Annotated in this window: 13 protein-coding genes; 7 read left to right on the forward strand and 6 right to left on the reverse strand. The window is 67.8% G+C overall.

Annotated elements, in window-relative coordinates:
* Positions 1-92: 92 nt before the first annotated feature.
* The 4 genes from LHL23_RS14105 to LHL23_RS14120 are packed head-to-tail and all read right to left on the reverse strand — an operon-like array spanning position 93 to position 5086.
* On the reverse strand, positions 93-1280 hold the full coding sequence (locus LHL23_RS14105) for a zeta toxin family protein (RefSeq protein WP_226430335.1): 1188 nt from the start codon (positions 1278-1280) through the stop codon (positions 93-95).
* Positions 1277-2281, reverse strand: coding sequence for a PP2C family protein-serine/threonine phosphatase (locus LHL23_RS14110; protein WP_226430336.1), 1005 nt, complete (start codon positions 2279-2281; stop codon positions 1277-1279). The genes LHL23_RS14105 and LHL23_RS14110 overlap by 4 nt, the downstream gene beginning before the upstream one ends.
* The gene (locus LHL23_RS14115) at positions 2265-3758 is read right to left on the reverse strand and encodes an FHA domain-containing protein (protein ID WP_226430337.1); all 1494 of its coding nucleotides are present in this window, start codon (positions 3756-3758) and stop codon (positions 2265-2267) included. The genes LHL23_RS14110 and LHL23_RS14115 overlap by 17 nt, the downstream gene beginning before the upstream one ends.
* 11 nt (positions 3759-3769) lie before the next feature.
* Positions 3770-5086, reverse strand: coding sequence for a serine/threonine protein kinase (locus LHL23_RS14120; RefSeq protein ID WP_226430338.1), 1317 nt, complete (start codon positions 5084-5086; stop codon positions 3770-3772).
* 329 nt (positions 5087-5415) lie between these two features.
* Here LHL23_RS14120 and ehuR point away from each other — a divergent pair, with 329 nt between their 5' ends.
* From ehuR to LHL23_RS14150, 6 genes are all read left to right on the forward strand, one after another.
* Positions 5416-6810, forward strand: a complete 1395-nt coding sequence (gene ehuR / locus LHL23_RS14125) for a MocR-like ectoine utilization transcription factor EhuR (protein WP_226430339.1) — start codon at positions 5416-5418, stop codon at positions 6808-6810.
* A 142-nt stretch (positions 6811-6952) separates the two neighbouring features.
* Positions 6953-7960 carry a hydroxyectoine utilization dehydratase EutB gene (gene eutB, locus LHL23_RS14130; protein WP_226430340.1) on the forward strand — a complete coding sequence of 336 codons (1008 nt, stop codon included), beginning with the start codon at positions 6953-6955 and terminating at the stop codon, positions 7958-7960.
* Complete coding sequence (gene eutC, locus LHL23_RS14135) at positions 7953-8945, forward strand: ectoine utilization protein EutC (RefSeq protein ID WP_226430341.1); 993 nt, start codon at positions 7953-7955, stop codon at positions 8943-8945. The genes eutB and eutC overlap by 8 nt, the downstream gene beginning before the upstream one ends.
* Before the next feature lie 19 nt (positions 8946-8964).
* Positions 8965-10152: an ectoine hydrolase DoeA gene (doeA, locus tag LHL23_RS14140; RefSeq protein ID WP_226430342.1), complete on the forward strand. Its 1188-nt coding sequence runs from the start codon at positions 8965-8967 to the stop codon at positions 10150-10152.
* A 3-nt stretch (positions 10153-10155) separates the two neighbouring features.
* Positions 10156-11148, forward strand: a complete 993-nt coding sequence (gene doeB, locus LHL23_RS14145) for a N(2)-acetyl-L-2,4-diaminobutanoate deacetylase DoeB (protein WP_226430343.1) — start codon at positions 10156-10158, stop codon at positions 11146-11148.
* 188 nt (positions 11149-11336) lie between these two features.
* Positions 11337-12710, forward strand: a complete 1374-nt coding sequence (locus LHL23_RS14150) for an aspartate aminotransferase family protein (RefSeq protein ID WP_226430344.1) — start codon at positions 11337-11339, stop codon at positions 12708-12710.
* Positions 12711-12722: 12 nt separating this feature from the next.
* Here LHL23_RS14150 and LHL23_RS14155 read toward each other — a convergent pair whose 3' ends face one another.
* Complete coding sequence (locus LHL23_RS14155) at positions 12723-14165, reverse strand: sensor histidine kinase (protein WP_226430345.1); 1443 nt, start codon at positions 14163-14165, stop codon at positions 12723-12725.
* Positions 14166-14170: 5 nt separating this feature from the next.
* Complete coding sequence (locus LHL23_RS14160; RefSeq protein ID WP_222481958.1) at positions 14171-14905, reverse strand: response regulator transcription factor; 735 nt, start codon at positions 14903-14905, stop codon at positions 14171-14173.
* 228 nt (positions 14906-15133) lie between these two features.
* Between LHL23_RS14160 and LHL23_RS14165 the strand changes: the two genes are divergently transcribed.
* Positions 15134-16378 carry an ABC transporter substrate-binding protein gene (locus LHL23_RS14165; protein WP_226430346.1) on the forward strand — a complete coding sequence of 415 codons (1245 nt, stop codon included), beginning with the start codon at positions 15134-15136 and terminating at the stop codon, positions 16376-16378.
* The last annotated feature ends 44 nt before the right edge of the window (positions 16379-16422 follow it).

Below are 16422 nucleotides of genomic sequence, written 5' to 3' on the forward strand. Positions count from 1 at the left end.
GCGGAACCTGCTGTGTCCTGCTTTGGCGTTTCTTCTGTTGCCCTGCGCGCCGGCACCGGAGGGCAGCGCAGGCGGGCAGGGGGCGGCGGGTCTTATCCGGGCGGATCCCCGGACAGCTCCTTCTTCAATTGTATGAGCAGCGTCACCGCATCGATGGCTGCGTCCTCGTCCTGCTCCAGCTGGCACAGCATCAGCATCTCCTCGCCGTCCTGCACCGCCTCGCGGGCGGCATCCGCCGCGGCGCCGGGGGGCAGGGCGCCAAGCGACTGCGACAGGCCGCGGATCAGCTCCATGCACTGGGCCAGCACCGGGCCGGCCTGGGGGCCGCCGGCGGCCTCGGCTTCCGCCAGCATCTGCTCGGCGCCCTGCTGCAGCTGGTCAAGCGCGGCCGCCAGGCTGGCGGGCTGCGCGAATGCGGATGCGGCAGCGGGTACCGGCGGCGCGGCTTCGGCCGGAAGCGAGCCTCCGAACTGCCGGATCAGCAGCTCCGCCTGATCCACATCCGAGGCGCGGCCCAGCTCCACCTGCCGCAGCATGTCGCCGCTCAGCTGTTTGCCGCCGCTGGAGCGCCAGAGCCCGTCCTGCGGCGCCTCTGCGGAGCGGGCGGTCAGCCCCTGGATCGCGGCCACCGGGTAGACGCCCAGGAACTCCTCCGCGGCGATCGGCTCCAGCGTTTCGATCAAGCCGGGCAGGGTGCCGCGCATCACCTGGCGGTCGGCCATGGTGAGCACCAGAAAGCTGTGGTCCTTGGTGCTGTCGGGCACCGCCGCCCAGAGCGCCTGCTCGGCAGCAGGGAAGTCCTGGCTGCACCACAGGATGATGTCAGCCGAAGCCGCCGCCTGCTGCAGCAGGTCGTGGCGGCGCTCCTGCGGCCCGGCCAGCGGCAGTTCGCGGTAGCTATGCCAGCACAGCTGCGGGTCGGGCAGGATCTGGCGCGCGCGGCGGGTGCCTTCCGGCACCTCCAGGCGGGCGAGCACGCCCGGCTGCTGCAGGCGCTCGCCGGCAGCGGTTTCGAACACCACGGCCTCCTGCGGGCCGTGGCAGATGTCGACGAGCAGGCCGCTGCCGTTGCGGCCGATGACCACCCGGCCCAGTAGCATGTCGATGAGGGCGGATTTGCCGGCGCCGGGGGCGCCAGCGACCGCCACCTGCACCGGCTGGCGCAGGCGCTGCAGCAGCTGGCTGCCCCAGCCGCTGACCTCAGAGGGCAGCAGGCCGGTGCTGAGGGTCCGCTCCAGCTGGCCTGCCAGCGGGCTTATGTCTCTCTGGGGAAGGCTCACGCGGATGCATCCGTCTTGCTGCGGCTGCCGCCAGGCGTATCGCGCCAGGTTGCGGTGGCCAGGAAGGTGATCACCCGGCGGCCGGTGCGCGGGCGGGCCGGAGCGGCGGGCTGGCTGCCCGGCAGCGGTTCCGCTTCCGCCGGCAGCGGCCCGGCCGCCGGGGCCTCGGCGGAGAGCGGCGGGGCGGGCAGATTGGGGGCTGCCTGCGGGTCGAAAGGCTTGATCACGCAGAAGGCGGCGTTGTCCTGCTCCGGCGCGTCCAGCGCTTCCAGCCGCTGCATCAGCGCGGCGCCGATGCGGGCGCTGGGGCTGCAGCATTCGGCGGCCAGCACTTCGGCAATCTCCTCTTCTGCCAGAAACAGCAGCCCGTCGCTGGCGGCCAGCACGATATCGCCGTGCTGCAGCCGCACCGGGGCGCTGCGGCAGTCAATGTGCGGGATGTCGGCGCCGGTCAGCACCGAGGTCACGCAGTGGCGGTCCGGATGGGCGGCGGCCTCGGCCGGGTCCATGCGGCCGCGCGCCACAAGCTTCTCCAGCTCCGCTGCCATCGAGTGGTCGGCGTTGAGACGGATCAGCGCGCCGTCGCGGAACAGGTAGAGCGGCGAGTCCCCCACCGAGATCCAGTAGAGCCGGTCGCGGAACAGCACCGGCGCCAGAAGGGTGGCGCCCATGCCCTGGGCCCGCAGCTGTGGCTGGTGGCTGGCGTATTCGCCGAGACAGGCGTTGGCGCCGTCGGCGGCGCTATGCAGCACCTCGCCGATGGCGGGCTCCAGTTGCTCCGGCTCGCCCGCGCGCAGCTTCAGCTCGCTGAACACCTCGGTGACCACGATCTTGGCGGCGACATCGCCCGCCGCATGGCCGCCCATGCCGTCGGCCAGCACCGCAAAGCCGGTGCCGGCGCCGGCCAGGAAATCGGCCGCCACGGCATCCTCCTGACGGTCGCGGCGGCCCTGGCTGATGGCCGTCGCGGCGTCGTATTCGAGCTCAGCTGAATGCAGCATGGGAGCCATCGCGTTGCTGCGGCTGGTCCCAGCCGAAATCAGCGCCGCAAAGCGGCACGAAGCGCAGTGTGGTTTCGCCGATGCGGATCACGTCGCCCGCCGCCAGCTCCTCGGTGCTGAGCACCGGGCGGCCGTTGCGGCGTACCAGGTTCGCCTTGCCGCCGTGGCCGATGTAAAAGGACTTCTGCTCCGGGTCATAGGCGATGGCGGCGTGATTGTCGCGCGAGATGCTGTTGTCCCCGAAGTCCAGCCGCACGGTCTGGTCTTCGCCGCGGCCGATCACGGAAACGCCGCTGAACAGGGTGAAGGCGGCACCGCGGCCCGGGCCCTGCACCACTGCCAGCCAGCCGACCGGGAACTGAGTGTAGCCGGGCGCGGCACCCTCGGCACTGCGCGAGAACGGGTCGCTGCCGGGCGCCTGCGCCGGGCTGAAGCCCAGCAGGCGGGTCTTGACGCGGCCTGCGCGGCTGGCGCCGCGGCCCATCGAGGGCGCGGGCACGTCGATCGGCGCAGCCGCGGCGGGCGGTGCCTGCGGGGCAGCGGGCTGGGGGGCCTCAGCAGCAGCCTGCGGGTCCGGTTGCCAGGCCGTTTGCGGAGCGGGCTGCGCCGCGGGCCGGGTGGACCCGCTCAGGCCGTCCTCCGCCGCGGACACGGCTTCCGGCTGCGGCTGCGGGTCCGGCTGAGGATGCCATTCCTGCTGCGCCTGGTATTCAGGCTGGGGTTCAGACTGCGAGTCCGGCTGCGGGGCGGCCGCCTCCGGAGCTTCGGCAGGTCCATCGGGAGCGGTTTCGGGCTCGCCGGCGCCGCGGACGGCATTGCGGCGGAAAATCCGGTAGTTCCCCGGGCGCTCTGCCGCCACCTCCGGCTGCTGCAGGCGGCCGAAATCGGCCTCCGCTTCGAAGGTGTCCTGGAAATCTTCTTCATCCTCAGGCAGATAACCGCCATTCTCGTCTTCGTCAGCCGCGTAAGCGTCCTCCGGCGCATAGGCCTCCTGCTCCGGCTCCTCGGCGGCTGCGCCGAAGCCGTCCAATGTGTCGGGCTGCGCCGGTTCCTGCCCGGGCGCAGCGGCGGCCTGCGGGGCCGCGGCGGGCGCCGGGGCCTGTGCCTGCTCGCGGGCAAAGAAGGCGGCGATAGCGTCCTCCTCGGGTGCTCCGGTGTCCAGGCTGTCGGTGATGTCCTCTGCCATGTCCTGCAGATCGGCAGCGGCCTCGGTGCCCTCTTCGTCCGAGTCCGCGGGGCTGTCCTCCAGGAAATCCTCCGGCAGGAAAAACTCCTCCGCGGTGCCCTCTTCCGGCTCCGGGTCCAGCAGGAAGCCGCGGTCCAGGCTGAGCGGCGCGCCGCTGCTGCCTGCCGCTGCCTCGGCCCCGCCGGTGAGCGAGGCAAAGGGGTCCTGCGGCGGCTGCACCGGTTCCGCGGCAGGCGTGTCCATCCGGACCCGTTCCCGCTTTTCGCCGATGATATCCTTGATGAACTTCATAACCGTTTCCTTCAGTTCTTAACCGTTGCCGGGCTGCCGTTCTGGAACCCGAAAATCCTGCGCAGGCGGCCTGCCAATGTGGGTTTGGGCGGCGCCTCCCCCGGGGCGGCGGCCGCGGGCGGCTGCCCGGCGGCAGGGGCGTTCTTGCTGCGCCGCGCCAGGGCGTCCTCCTCTGCCAGCCAAGCCTCCAGATCGCTGACCGGCTCGCCGAACAGATTGACCATCTGGCAGGGCCTGTCCGCAGCGGGTTCCGGCGCTGGGTCCGGGCGGGCGGCGCGCGGCTGGCCGGGGGTGAGGCTCGAGTTGGTGGCGGCGACCAGATCGGCGATGGCCAGGTCCAGCGCGCCGCTGTCCGCTAGCGCGGCGGCCGCCTGCGGCTGGTCCGCGTCGGCGGGCGCCGGGTCCGCGGCATCGCATTCCGCCAGCATCCCGGCCCAGGCGCAGGCGGACTGGAAACGCTCGGCCGGCAGCACCGACATGGCCTGGTCTACGGTCGCCAGCAGCGCCGGATCCGCCGCCCAGGGGCCGCCCAGAAGTGGCGGGCAGGGGTCCGGGTTGCCGGCCGTCACCGCGGTCAGCCGCTGTTGGCTGCCGGGCGGAACCTCGCCGGTGATCAGGTAATAGAAGGTGGCGCCAAGCGCGTAGATATCGCAGGCCGGGCGCTGCGGCAGGTCGGGCTTGTACAGCTCATGCGCGGAATAGCCGTCTTTGACCGCGAGCAGCACCGGGAGCGCGGTGTCATCCCGCGGGGTGCTGCCGGCCGCGGCGCCGAAATCGATCAGGGTCAGGGTGCCGTCCTTGCCCAGGAGCAGGTTGTCGGGCGAGATGTCGCGGTGCAGGATGCCCAGCCCATGCAGGCAGCCGAGCGCCTCCAGCGCCTGGTCGAGGATCTGACGCAGCAGCGGCGCGGTCAGCCGCTCCGGCTGCTCCTCGCGGATCGTCAGCAGGTCCAGCCCGTCGATGAATTCCATCGCGATATAGGCGGTCTGGTTTTCCTTGAAGACCTGATGCACACCGACGATGCCGGGATGTTCGGCGCGGGCCAGCAGATGCGCCTCGCGCAGGAAGGCACGCAGCACGTTGCGGCAGGATTTGGCGTGCTCCGGCGCGGCCGGCGCCACCTCGTGGCCATCGCGGCGGCAAAGACCGGCAGGAAAACATTCCTTGATCACCACCCGCCGTTCCAGGCTGTCTCGGGCCAGGTAGGTGATGCCGAAGCCGCCGCTGATCAACGGCCGCTCGATCTGGTACTGGCCCTGGAGCAGCTTGACGCCGCAGGGCAGTTCGCAGACCGGTGCCGGATCGGCAGATGGTGTGTCGTGAGGCACGTTGGCATTTCCTCGTGGCAGCAGGGACGCAGCCGGAACAGGGCGGCTGGACCTTAACGCTGCCGGCGGAATGGGGAATGTTCACGGCCCCATTCGGGCAATTGGGGCAGATCCGCCCGATTTCCGCCGCAATTGTCCCGAAAGGGCAGCAAACATTGGGTTAACGCGCGGCCGGCTAGTTGCTTTGAAGTTAGTTAAACTGCGCGTCTATCTGGCCGGACCAGGCGGCGGCCATCCGGCGTGCGCCGGGTGCGAGACGGCCGGGCCTGCAGTAGCAGGGGCGGCGCAAGGGGGTGGGAAACTCCCCCCGCTGCCGTTATGATTGTCGCATGACAATGTGGTATCCCGATCCCGAATCCCTCACCTCTCCGCTGCATGCCAGCCTGGCGCAGGCGCTTGCCAAGGCGATTTCCGACGGCCGCTGGGCCAAGGGGGCGCAGCTGCCGACCCACCGCCGGATGGCCGAGCAGCTGGGCTTGAGCGTGCATACCGTCAGCAAGGCCTATGACAGCCTGAGGCGGCAGCGGCTGATCGACGGCCAGGTCGGGCGCGGCAGCTTTGTGACCGGGCCGGAGGCGGCCGGCAGCCTGCCCTACCGGCTGCAATCAGAGACCGGCGGCGGCTTTGACCTGTCAATCTCGCGGCCGCTGTTCGCGCAGCTGCACGCGGATCGGTTCCAGCAGGCGCTGCAGCAGCTGCCGGAAGGGCTGGATCCTTCCTGCTATCTGTCCACCCGGCCCAACGCGGGCCATGAGGCGCACCGGCAGGCCGGGGCGGAGTGGCTGAGGATCTGCGGGCTGGAGGTGCCGGCCGGGCGGATCCTGATGACCAACGGGGTCAGCCACGGGCTGTCGGCGGCACTGACGGCGCTGGCCCGGCCCGGCGACACCGTGGTGGCGGACAAGATCACCCATCACCTGCTGGTCTCGGCCTGCGCCAGCCTGGGGCTGACCCTGGCCGGGCTGGAAATGGATGGCGATGGGATGCTGCCGGACGCGCTGCAGGAATTTTGCCGCGACAACAATCCCAAAGCGTTGTTTTTGCTTCCTTCCCTGGCCAATGCCACTGCCGGGATGATGCCTGAGGCGCGGCGCCGGGCGCTGGTGGAAGTTGCCCGCCGCCATGATCTTCTGATCATCGAAAACGACGCCTTCGGCCCGGTGGCAGAGGACCGCCCGGTGCCGGTTGCAGCGCTGGCGCCGGAGCGTACTGTGTATCTGACCACCTTCACCAAATGCACCTTGCCGGGGCTGCGGGCGGGCTATCTGGCAGCACCGGAGCATCTGCTGCCGGCGCTCACCGGGCGGATCGTGGTGTTCAGCTGGATGGCTACGCCGCTGATGTGCGAGCTGGCCAGCCGCTGGGTGCGGGACGGCACCGCGCTGGAGCTGGCCCGCTGGCAGCGCCGCGTGCTGGCGGAGCGCCACGCCATCGCCGCGGAGGTGCTGCAGGGCTGGAACTGGCAGGGCCACCCGGCGGCGCTGCACTTGTGGCTTGCACTGCCGGGCGGCTGGACCAGCGAGGGCTTCGCGGCCTACGCGCGGCAACTGAATGTCGCGGTGGCGCCGGATACCCCGTTCCTGGCGCCGCGGGTGCTGCCGCAGAACGCGGTGCGGATCTCGCTGGGCAGCGTGCAGGATCCGGTCCGGTTCCGGCAGGGGCTGGAGCTGCTGGCGGGAATGCTGCGCCAGCCGCCGGAGGCGGCGGCGGCACTGGCTTTCTGATTGTCACGCGACAATAAAAAAATTGACTCGCAGGACAAGTCTTTCCAAGGCTGGATCATGGCGCCCGGCCGGGCCGGAACCAGGGGTTCCGGTGCAAGCTGCGGCGGGCCTTTCCTGACACCTGCCTTGCAGAACGAGCCCGATGACAGAGACGATCACGCTTCAGCACAGTTATCGGGCCCGGGCGCGGATTGCGGGGCGCATCCGTCAGACCGCGATGATGGATTCGCCCACGCTGAGCCGGCTCTGCGGCGGGCAGGTGGCGCTGAAGCTGGAGAACCGCCAGATCACCGGCAGCTTCAAGCTGCGCGGCGCGGCAAACGCGGTGTTGTCGCTGACGCCGGAACAGCGCGCGGCGGGCGTGGTGGGCGTTTCCACCGGAAACCACGGGCGCGGGCTGGCCTATGCGGCGGCACAGTCCGGCGTGCGCTGCGTCATCTGCATGTCGGAGCTGGTGCCGCAGAACAAGGTCGCAGGCATCCGGTCCCACGGCGCCGAGGTGCGCATCATTGGCCGCTCCCAGGATGACGCGCAAGCAGAGGCGGAGCGGCTGGCCGCCGAAGGCATGACCATGCTGCCGCCGTTTGACCACCCGGATGTCATCGCCGGGCAAGGCACCGTGGCGCTGGAGATCCTGGAGCAGATGCCGGATCTGCAGACGGTGCTGGTGCCGCTGTCGGGCGGCGGGCTGATTTCAGGCGTCGGTATGGTACTGAAGGCGGCAAACCCGGATATCCGCGTCATCGGCGTTAGCATGGAACGCGGCGCGGCGATGCACGCCAGCCTGCAGGCGGGCAGGCCGGTGCAGGTCGAGGAGCTGCCGACGCTTGCGGATTCGCTGGGCGGCGGCATCGGGCACGACAATGCCTATACTTTCAAGATGACGCAGGCGCTGGTGGATGATGCGGTTCTGGTCTCCGAAGCGGAAATCGCCGCCGCCATCCGCCACGCCTATTTCGAGGAGCGCCAGGTCATCGAGGGCTCCGGCAGTGTCGGCATCGCGGCGCTGCTGGCGGGCAAGATCAAAGAGCCGGGGCGCTGCGCGGTGCTGGTCAGCGGCCAGAACATCGGCATGGGCCTGCACAAGCGCATCATCGATGGCGAGGATGCGGACATGGCGGCAGAAAGCGGGGGCGGCGCGGATGCCTGATATCAAGATCTTGACCGAGGCGGACCTGCGCGCACTGGTGCCGCTTGATACCGGCGCGGTCGACTGCATCGAACAGGGCTTCACCACGCTCGCCGGGGGCGGGGTGGAGATGCCGCCGATCATGACGCTGCTGGTCCCGGACCATAACGGCGAGGTCTGCGTGAAATCCGCCTATGTGCCGGGCATCGAAAGCTTTGCCATGAAGATGAGCCCCGGGTTCTTCGACAACCCCAGGCTCGGCCTGCCCAGCACCACCGGACTGATGGTGGTGTTTTCCAGCAAGACCGGCCTGCTGGAGGCGCTGCTTCTGGACAATGGCTACCTTACCGATGTGCGCACCGCCGCGGCGGGAGCGGTCGCGGCGCGCCATTTGGCGCGGGAGGATGCAGCGCGTGTCTGCATTATCGGCGCGGGCGTGCAGGCGCGGATGCAGCTAAAGGCGATGACCCTGGTGCGCGGCATCAAGAGCGCGGAAATCTGGGCGCGGGACTCGGCCAAGGCAGAAGCCGCAGCCGCCGGCCTGCGCGAAGACCTGGGAATGAATGTCACCGCCAGCACGGATATCGCCCAGGCGGTTGCATCGGCGGATATCGTCGTCACCACAACCCCCGCGGCGGAGCCCGTGGTCCGGGCCGACTGGCTGCAGCCGGGGCAGCTGGTGATCGCAATGGGATCGGACCAGGCGCACAAATGCGAGCTGGACCCCGCCTGCCTGGCGAAGGCGGACCTTTATGTGCCCGACAGCCAAGCGCAATGCGCCGTCAAGGGCGAGCTGCGCAGCGCCGTGGCGGCGGGGCTGATCGCCGGGGACCGCCGCTTTGCCGAACTCGGAGACATTGCTGCTGGCAAGGCCGAAGGCCGCCAGTCCGCCAGCGACCTGATCATTGCCGACCTCACCGGCACCGGCGTGCAGGACACCGCCATCGCAACCCTTGCAAGCTCCCGCGCTGATGCGGCGGGGGCAGGCGCCACCTTTACCAGCTGATCAATCAGGACCCACGCATATGGCAGACCCCAAGCTGTATTTCACCCGCGCGGAGTATCAGGCGCGCCTCGGCAAGACCCGGGCAGAGATGGCCCGCCGCGGCATCGATCTTCTGATCGTCACAGACCCCTCAAACATGAACTGGCTGACCGGCTATGACGGCTGGTCCTTCTACGTGCATCAATGCGTTATCGTCAGCATGGACGGCGCGCCGGTCTGGTACGGCCGCGGCCAGGATGCCAACGGCGCCCTGCGCACCTGCTGGATGGATCCCGCGAATATCATCGGCTACCCGGACCACTACGTGCAGTCGACCGAGCGGCATCCGATGGACTACCTGTCTGCGCAGCTGAAAGACCGCGGATTGGACGGCGGCGTGATCGGCGTCGAGATGGACAACTACTACCTCACCGCCGCCGCTTTTGCCTCCTTGCAGAAGCACCTGCCCAATGCGCGCTTTGCCGATGCCAATGCACTGGTCAACTGGCAGCGGGCGGTAAAGTCCGAGGCGGAGCTGGCGTATATGCGGCAAGCGGGGCAGATCGTCGGACGGATGCATCGGCGCATTGTTGAGAAGATCGAACCGGGGATACGCAAGTGCGATCTGGTGGCGGACATCTATGACGCAGGCCTGCGCTATGATGCGGAGCTGGGTTTTGGCGGCGATTACCCGGCGATTGTGCCGCTGCTGCCCTCCGGCTCTGACGCCGCCGCGCCGCATCTGACCTGGGACGACCTGCCGATGAAATCCGGCGAGGGAACGTTCTTCGAGATTGCGGGCGTTGTCCACCGCTACCACTGCCCGCTGTCGCGCACCGTGTTCCTGGGCAAGCCGACGCAGACCTTCATGGACGCGGAGAAGGCGGTGCTGGAGGGCATGGAGGCGGGCCTCGAAATGGCCAAGGCCGGCAACACCTGCGAGGACATCGCCAAGGCGTTTTTCAAGGTGCTGAAGACATACGGCATCGAGAAGGACAACCGCACCGGCTATCCGATCGGCGTCAGCTACCCGCCGGACTGGGGCGAGCGCACCATGTCGCTGCGCCCGGGCGACACCACCGTCTTGCAGGAAAATATGACCTTTCACTTCATGACCGGCCTGTGGATGGAGGATTGGGGTTTTGAGATCACCGAAAGCATCCGCATCGGGGCAGACGGGCCGGACTGCCTTTCGGATGTGCCGCGCAAGATGTTCGTGAAGGATTGAGCCATGAAGCAAAACCCGATCTCTCCCACCATCCCGCTGAACCGGGACGGGGTGCATCACGGCTTCCTGAAACTGCCCTACAGCCGGGATGACTCTGCCTGGGGCTCGGTAATGATTCCGCTGACGGTGATCAGGAACGGAGAGGGGCCGACGGCGCTTCTGACAGGGGCCAACCACGGCGATGAATTTGAAGGTCCGATTGCGCTGCAAGAGCTGGCCGCTACCACGAAGTCTGAGGACATCACGGGCAGGCTGATCATCGTGCCGGGCTTCAACTACCCGGCCTTCCGCGCAGGCACCCGCACCTCGCCCATCGACAGGGGCAACATGAACCGCGCCTTTCCGGGCCGCCCCGACGGCACCGTGACCGAGAAGATCGCGGATTACTTCCAGCGCACGTTGCTGCCGATGGCGGATCTGGCGGTGGATTTCCACTCCGGCGGCAAGACGCTGGACTTCGTGCCCTTTGCCGCCGCCCATATCCTGGAGGACAAGGCAACGCAGGAGGCCTGCTTTGCCGCGATGAAAGCGTTCAACGCGCCGTATTCGGTGGAGCTCTTGGAGATCGACAGTGCCGGCATGTATGACACCGCGGTCGAGGAGATGGGCAAGGTTCTGGTCACCACCGAGCTGGGCGGCGGCGGCTCCTCCACCGCGCGCAGCAATGCGATTGCCAAAAAGGGGCTGCGCAACGTGCTGATCCATGCGGGCATTTTGCAGGGCGAGATGCAGCTGGAGGAGACTGTCAGCCTGACAATGCCGGATGATGACTGCTACCTGTTCAGCGAGGGCGACGGGCTGTTCGAGATCATGGCTGACCTGGGACAGCCGGTGGCCAGGGGGGATCTTCTGGCGCGGATCTGGCCGCTGGACCGCACCGGGCAACCGCCAATGGAGTACCGCGCCCGCCGGGATGGGCTGCTGATCAGCCGCCACTTCCCCGGGCTGATCAAATCCGGCGACTGCGTCGCGGTGATTGGGGTCTCGGCGGCATAAACAAACTCTGGAAATAACCGGGCAGGCCGTATAGGCCTGTCTTACCCTGGCAATAAAGGCATTGCGCGCTGCTGCTGTGGGTCGGGTGGAGATACCCGCACATCCCGCGCAACACCTGCGCCGGATCCGCGCAACCCTCCTCCCGAAATTCAACCGGCGGCGCGCCGCCTTATTTGTGAGGATGACCAATGCTGAAGAACGACCAGCTTGACCAGTGGGATCGCGAGAACTTTTTCCACCCTTCAACCCATCTGGCCCAGCACGCCCGCGGTGAAAGCCCCAACCGAGTCATTAAAACTGCCTCCGGCGTGTTTATCGAGGACCGGGACGGCAACCGGCTGCTGGATGCCTTTGCCGGGCTTTACTGCGTGAATGCGGGCTATGGCCGCCAGGAAATCGCCGAAGCCATCGCCGATCAGGCGCGGGAGCTGGCCTATTACCATTCATACGTGGGCCATGGCACCGAAGCCTCGATCACGCTAGCGAAAATGATCCTAGACCGGGCGCCCGCGAACATGTCCAAGGTCTATTTCGGTCTTGGCGGCTCCGACGCCAATGAAACCAACGTCAAGCTGATCTGGTACTACAACAACATTCTGGGGCGGCCCGAAAAGAAGAAGATCATCTCCCGCTGGCGCGGCTATCACGGCTCGGGCCTCGTCACCGGCTCGCTGACAGGCCTCGAGCTGTTCCACAAGAAATTCGATCTGCCGGTGGAACAGGTCATTCATACCGAGGCGCCCTATTACTACCGCCGTGACGACCTGGATCAGACCGAAGAGCAGTTTACCGCCCATTGCGCGGCGGCGCTGGAAGCGCTGATCGAACGCGAGGGCGCGGACACCATCGCCGCCTTCATCGGCGAGCCGGTCTTGGGCACCGGCGGCATCGTGCCGCCGCCTGCGGGCTACTGGCAGGCCATTCAGGCGGTGCTGAAGAAACACGATATCCTGCTGGTCGCGGATGAGGTCGTCACCGGCTTCGGGCGGCTCGGCTCCATGTTCGGCTCCGATCACTACGGGATCGAGGCCGATATCATCACCATCGCCAAGGGCCTCACCTCGGCCTATGCGCCGCTTTCCGGGTCAATCGTCTCGGAGAAGGTCTGGAAGGTGCTGGAGCAGGGCACTGACGAAAACGGCCCGATCGGCCACGGCTGGACCTATTCGGCGCACCCGATCGGGGCGGCAGCAGGGGTGGCGAACCTCAAGCTGATTGATGAACTGAACCTTGTCAGCAATGCAGGTGAGACCGGTGCCTATCTGAACGCGACCATGGCTGAGGCGCTGTCGGGCCATTCCAACGTGGGCGAGGTGCGCGGCGAGGGGATGCTCTGTGCGGTCGAATTTGTGAAAGACAAGGACAGCCGCACCTTCTTTGATGCCGCGGAGAAAATCGGCCCGCAGATCGCCGCCAAGCTCCTGGAGCAGGACAAGGTGATCGCGCGGGCCATGCCGCAGGGCGATATCCTGGGCTTTGCGCCGCCCTTCTGCCTTAGCCGGGCGGAAGCCGATCAGGTGGTGGAGGCCACCCTACGCGCGGTCAAGGCGCTGCTAGGCTGAGCCTCAGCCCGTTCAGTTACGGCAAATTTCGAGGACGGCGCGCAGGCCGCGTCGGCCGTCCTCGAAGTAGAGCCGCCCGCCGTGCTGCTCCGCCACCGTGGCGACAATTGTCAGCCCCAGGCCGAAGCCGTCGATGGCCTTTGTATTGTCGCCGCGGCGGAACGGGGCAATCACTTCGGTGATCTCCGCCGCCGTCATGCCGGAGCCTTCGTCCTCGACCGTGATGATGGCGTGATCGGCGGTGGCGCTGAGGGTGATGGCAGCGCGGCGGCCGTATTTCAGCGCGTTGTCGATCAGGTTGGTGACTGCCCGCTGCAGCGACACCGGGCGGGCCACCACCAGCATCGGCTGATCCTCGGGCATCGCGCTGCGGCCGGGGGCGGAGGTGAAAACCGAGCGCCCGCCCGCCGCCACCTGCGGCTCCGGCGGCAGCAGTTCCACCGGCTTTCCGGTGTCCTGGTAATCAGCGGCCAGCGCCTCCACCAGCGAGCTGAGCGACAGGCGGCGCGGCGTTTCTGCGCTCATCTCGGCGCGGGTGTAGGTCAGCACGCTTTCGATCATGCCGGTCATGGCGTCGAGGTCGGTCTCGAACTTCTGCCGCAGCTCCGCGTCCTGAATCAGCGCTGCCCGCAGCCGCAGCCGGGTGGCGGGGGTGCCCAGATCGTGGCTGACGCCGGACAGCACCGCAGCGCGGCTGGCAAGCTGCTCGCGCTCGGTCTCCAGATAGCTGTTCACTGCCGAGACGATCTCCTGAAGCTCGCCCGGCCCCTGCATTGCATAGGCGTCCGGCCCGCCCAGGCGGCGGCGGTGGCGCAAGGCCCGGGCGAAACGGTCGAAATGGGCCGAGGTGTCCATGACCAGTGTCGCCAGCACCGCCAAGGCCAGCAGCGACAGCAGCACAGCGGGCAGGCGCAGGTCGCGCGGCGCCGCGGAACAACCCCAGACGGCGGTGCCGTCCACCCGCTGCCACGGGCCGTAGCCCGCGCGGGCAAATACCACCGGCTCGCTGCAATAGGTGGCCAGCAGCCGGGTGACAGCCCCCAGTTTCTCTGCCGCGGAGGCTGCACCCGCTGGCGGCAGCTCTGCCACCGGGTAGCGCAGGGCAGGGGAGGCGATGACCAGCGCCAGAACCTCCCCCGACAGGGGATCGGGGCCGCTGTCCAGGATCGAGACATTGGTGAAGAAGGCGGGTTTGGCGATTCCCTCCAGCCGCAGGTAATCGCCTGCCGCCAGAAACGCGGCCTGATCCGGCCCCAGAGCCGTTACCGACACTCCCGCAGGCGGCGGCGCGGCGCGGCGCAGTGTACCGTCCAGGGTGATCCCCGCGATGGCGGCGCGGGTCAGATGCGCCTGCCAGCTGGCGGTGGAGTGGAACCAGCCCCAAGCGCCGCCCAGCCCGGCGGCAAAGGCCAGCGGCAGCAGGATCAGCCCCCGGGTTCTGAGCCGCAGCGCCACCCGCCTCAGTCCCCGCCGGTCTCGACATCCACCGCCAGGACATAGCCGGTGCCGCGCTCGGTGCGCAGCAGCTTCGGCTCCTTGGGGCTTTGTTCGATCTTGGAGCGCAGCCGCCCGACCAGCACGTCAATGGCGCGTCCGGAACCTTCGTCGCTGCCGCCCTCGCCTGTCACATCCAGGGCCGCGGCGATCTCCTCGCGCGTCAGCGGAATATGCGGGTTGGCCAGAAACACCTTGAGCAAGCCGGTCTCGCGCCGCGACAGCGCCACCTGCACCCCGGCGGGTGAAATCACCTCATCCCGCTTGGCATCATAGGTCCAGCCGGCAAAGCGGAAGATGGCAACGCTGCGCCGGTAGATCAGCGAGGACGACCGCCGCGCCCGCTGCAGCACCGCACGGACGCGGGCCAGCAACAGGTCGGGGTTGAACGGCTTTGCGATGTAGTCATCGGCGCCGGATTCATAGCCCGCCATCCGCTGGTGGTCGGCGGACAGCGCGGAGACCAGAATGATCGGCACATCCTGTTCGGCGCGCAGGCGGGTGCAGATCTCCACCCCGTTTTCGTCGCCCAGCATCACGTCGAGCAGGATCAGGTCGATCCGGCCCGCGCCGATCTGGTCGCGGATCTCCGCCTCGCTGCCGCAGGGCAGGGCGATAAAGCCGTTCTGGCGCAGGTACTGCGTCAGCATCATGCGCGTCTCGGCATCGTCATCCACCACCAGAAGCCGCGGAATCGCCATCTGTTGCTCTCCTCCCCGGAAACCGCCGATATGGCTGTTCCGGCTGCTTGTTTGTAACATCATGCAACAAAATCAATTGCTGCGTAACAACAGGTAACAGCTTGGCGGAAAAACTGCATTCCGGCGTGCGCAGGGCGGCGCTGGACAATTGAAAAGCGGTGCCGCGGTTTTGCAAGCTGATCGGGGAAGGCTGCGGGGAGCAGCCGGAACATAAGGGAGGAATGAGCGATGAAATATACCGCTTTTGCGGCCGTATCGGCCGTGGCACTGGCCTGTGCGGCACCGGCAGCGGCCGGACCGCAGGCCGAAGTTCTGCACTGGTGGACATCCGGCGGCGAGGCCAAGTCGGCTGCAGTCCTGCAACAGGAATTTGCCGACAACGGCGGCATCTGGACCGACATGCCGGTGGCCGGCGGCGGCGGCGATGCGGCGATGACCGCGTTGCGCGCCCGGGTGCTCTCCGGCAACGCGCCGACCGCGGTGCAGCTGAAAGGCCCCGCCATCCAGGAATGGTACGAGGAAGGCGTGCTGGCCGATATCTCCTCCGTCGCGGAGGCAGAGGGCTGGGCGGACGTGCTGCCCGGCTCGATCGCGGAGCATATGAAATGCGAGGGCAAATGGTGCGCGGCCCCAGTGAACGTGCACCGGGTCGACTGGATCTGGGCCAATGCCGCGCTCTTGGAGGCCAACGGCATCGGGATGCCCCAGACCTGGGAGGAGTTCAACGCCGCCGCCGACAAGCTGATGGCCGCGGGCATCACCCCGCTGGCGCACGGCGGACAGGCCTGGCAGGACGCCACCGTGTTTGAGGCCGTGGCGCTCGGCATCCTTGGGCCGGAAGACTTCCGCAAGGCTTTTGTCGAACTGGACATGGACACCCTGAAGTCGGACAAGATGGCCGCCGTTTTTGACCAGATGCGCAAGATGCGCGGCTATGTGGATGCCAACTTCCCGGGCCGCGACTGGAACCTGGCCACCTCGATGGTGATGAACGGCGAGGCGGCGTTCCAGATCATGGGCGACTGGGCCAAGGGCGAGTTCCTGGCCGCAGGCAAGGAGCCGGGCAAGGATTTTCTCTGTGCCTCGGTGCCGGGCGACGGGTTCCTTTATAACGTCGACAGCTTCGCCATGTTCGAGGTCGACGGCGAAGACAAGCAGGCCGGGCAGGACCTGCTGGCCAAGCTGATCGTCGGACCGAAATTCCAGGAAGTGTTCAACCTCAACAAGGGCTCGATCCCGGCACGGGTGGACGTGAAACTGGATGCGTTTGACACCTGCGCGCATCTGTCGGCCAAGGACATGGGCGACAGCGCGGACAATGGCTCACTGCTGCCCAGCTATGCCCATGGCATGGCTCTGCGCGGCGCGCAGGCCGGCGCCATCACCGACGTGGTGACCGCGCATTTCAACTCCGACATGTCCTCGGCTGAGGCCGTGCAGATGCTGGCCGACGCTGTCGCCAACTCTCTCTGATCCTCCTCCGGGCCTCGCGTCCTCCGGGATGCGGGGCCACCTAT

Origin of the sequence: Leisingera sp. McT4-56, assembly GCF_020514995.1 — a bacterium.
Taxonomy (GTDB): Bacteria; Pseudomonadota; Alphaproteobacteria; order Rhodobacterales; family Rhodobacteraceae; genus Leisingera; species Leisingera aquaemixtae_A.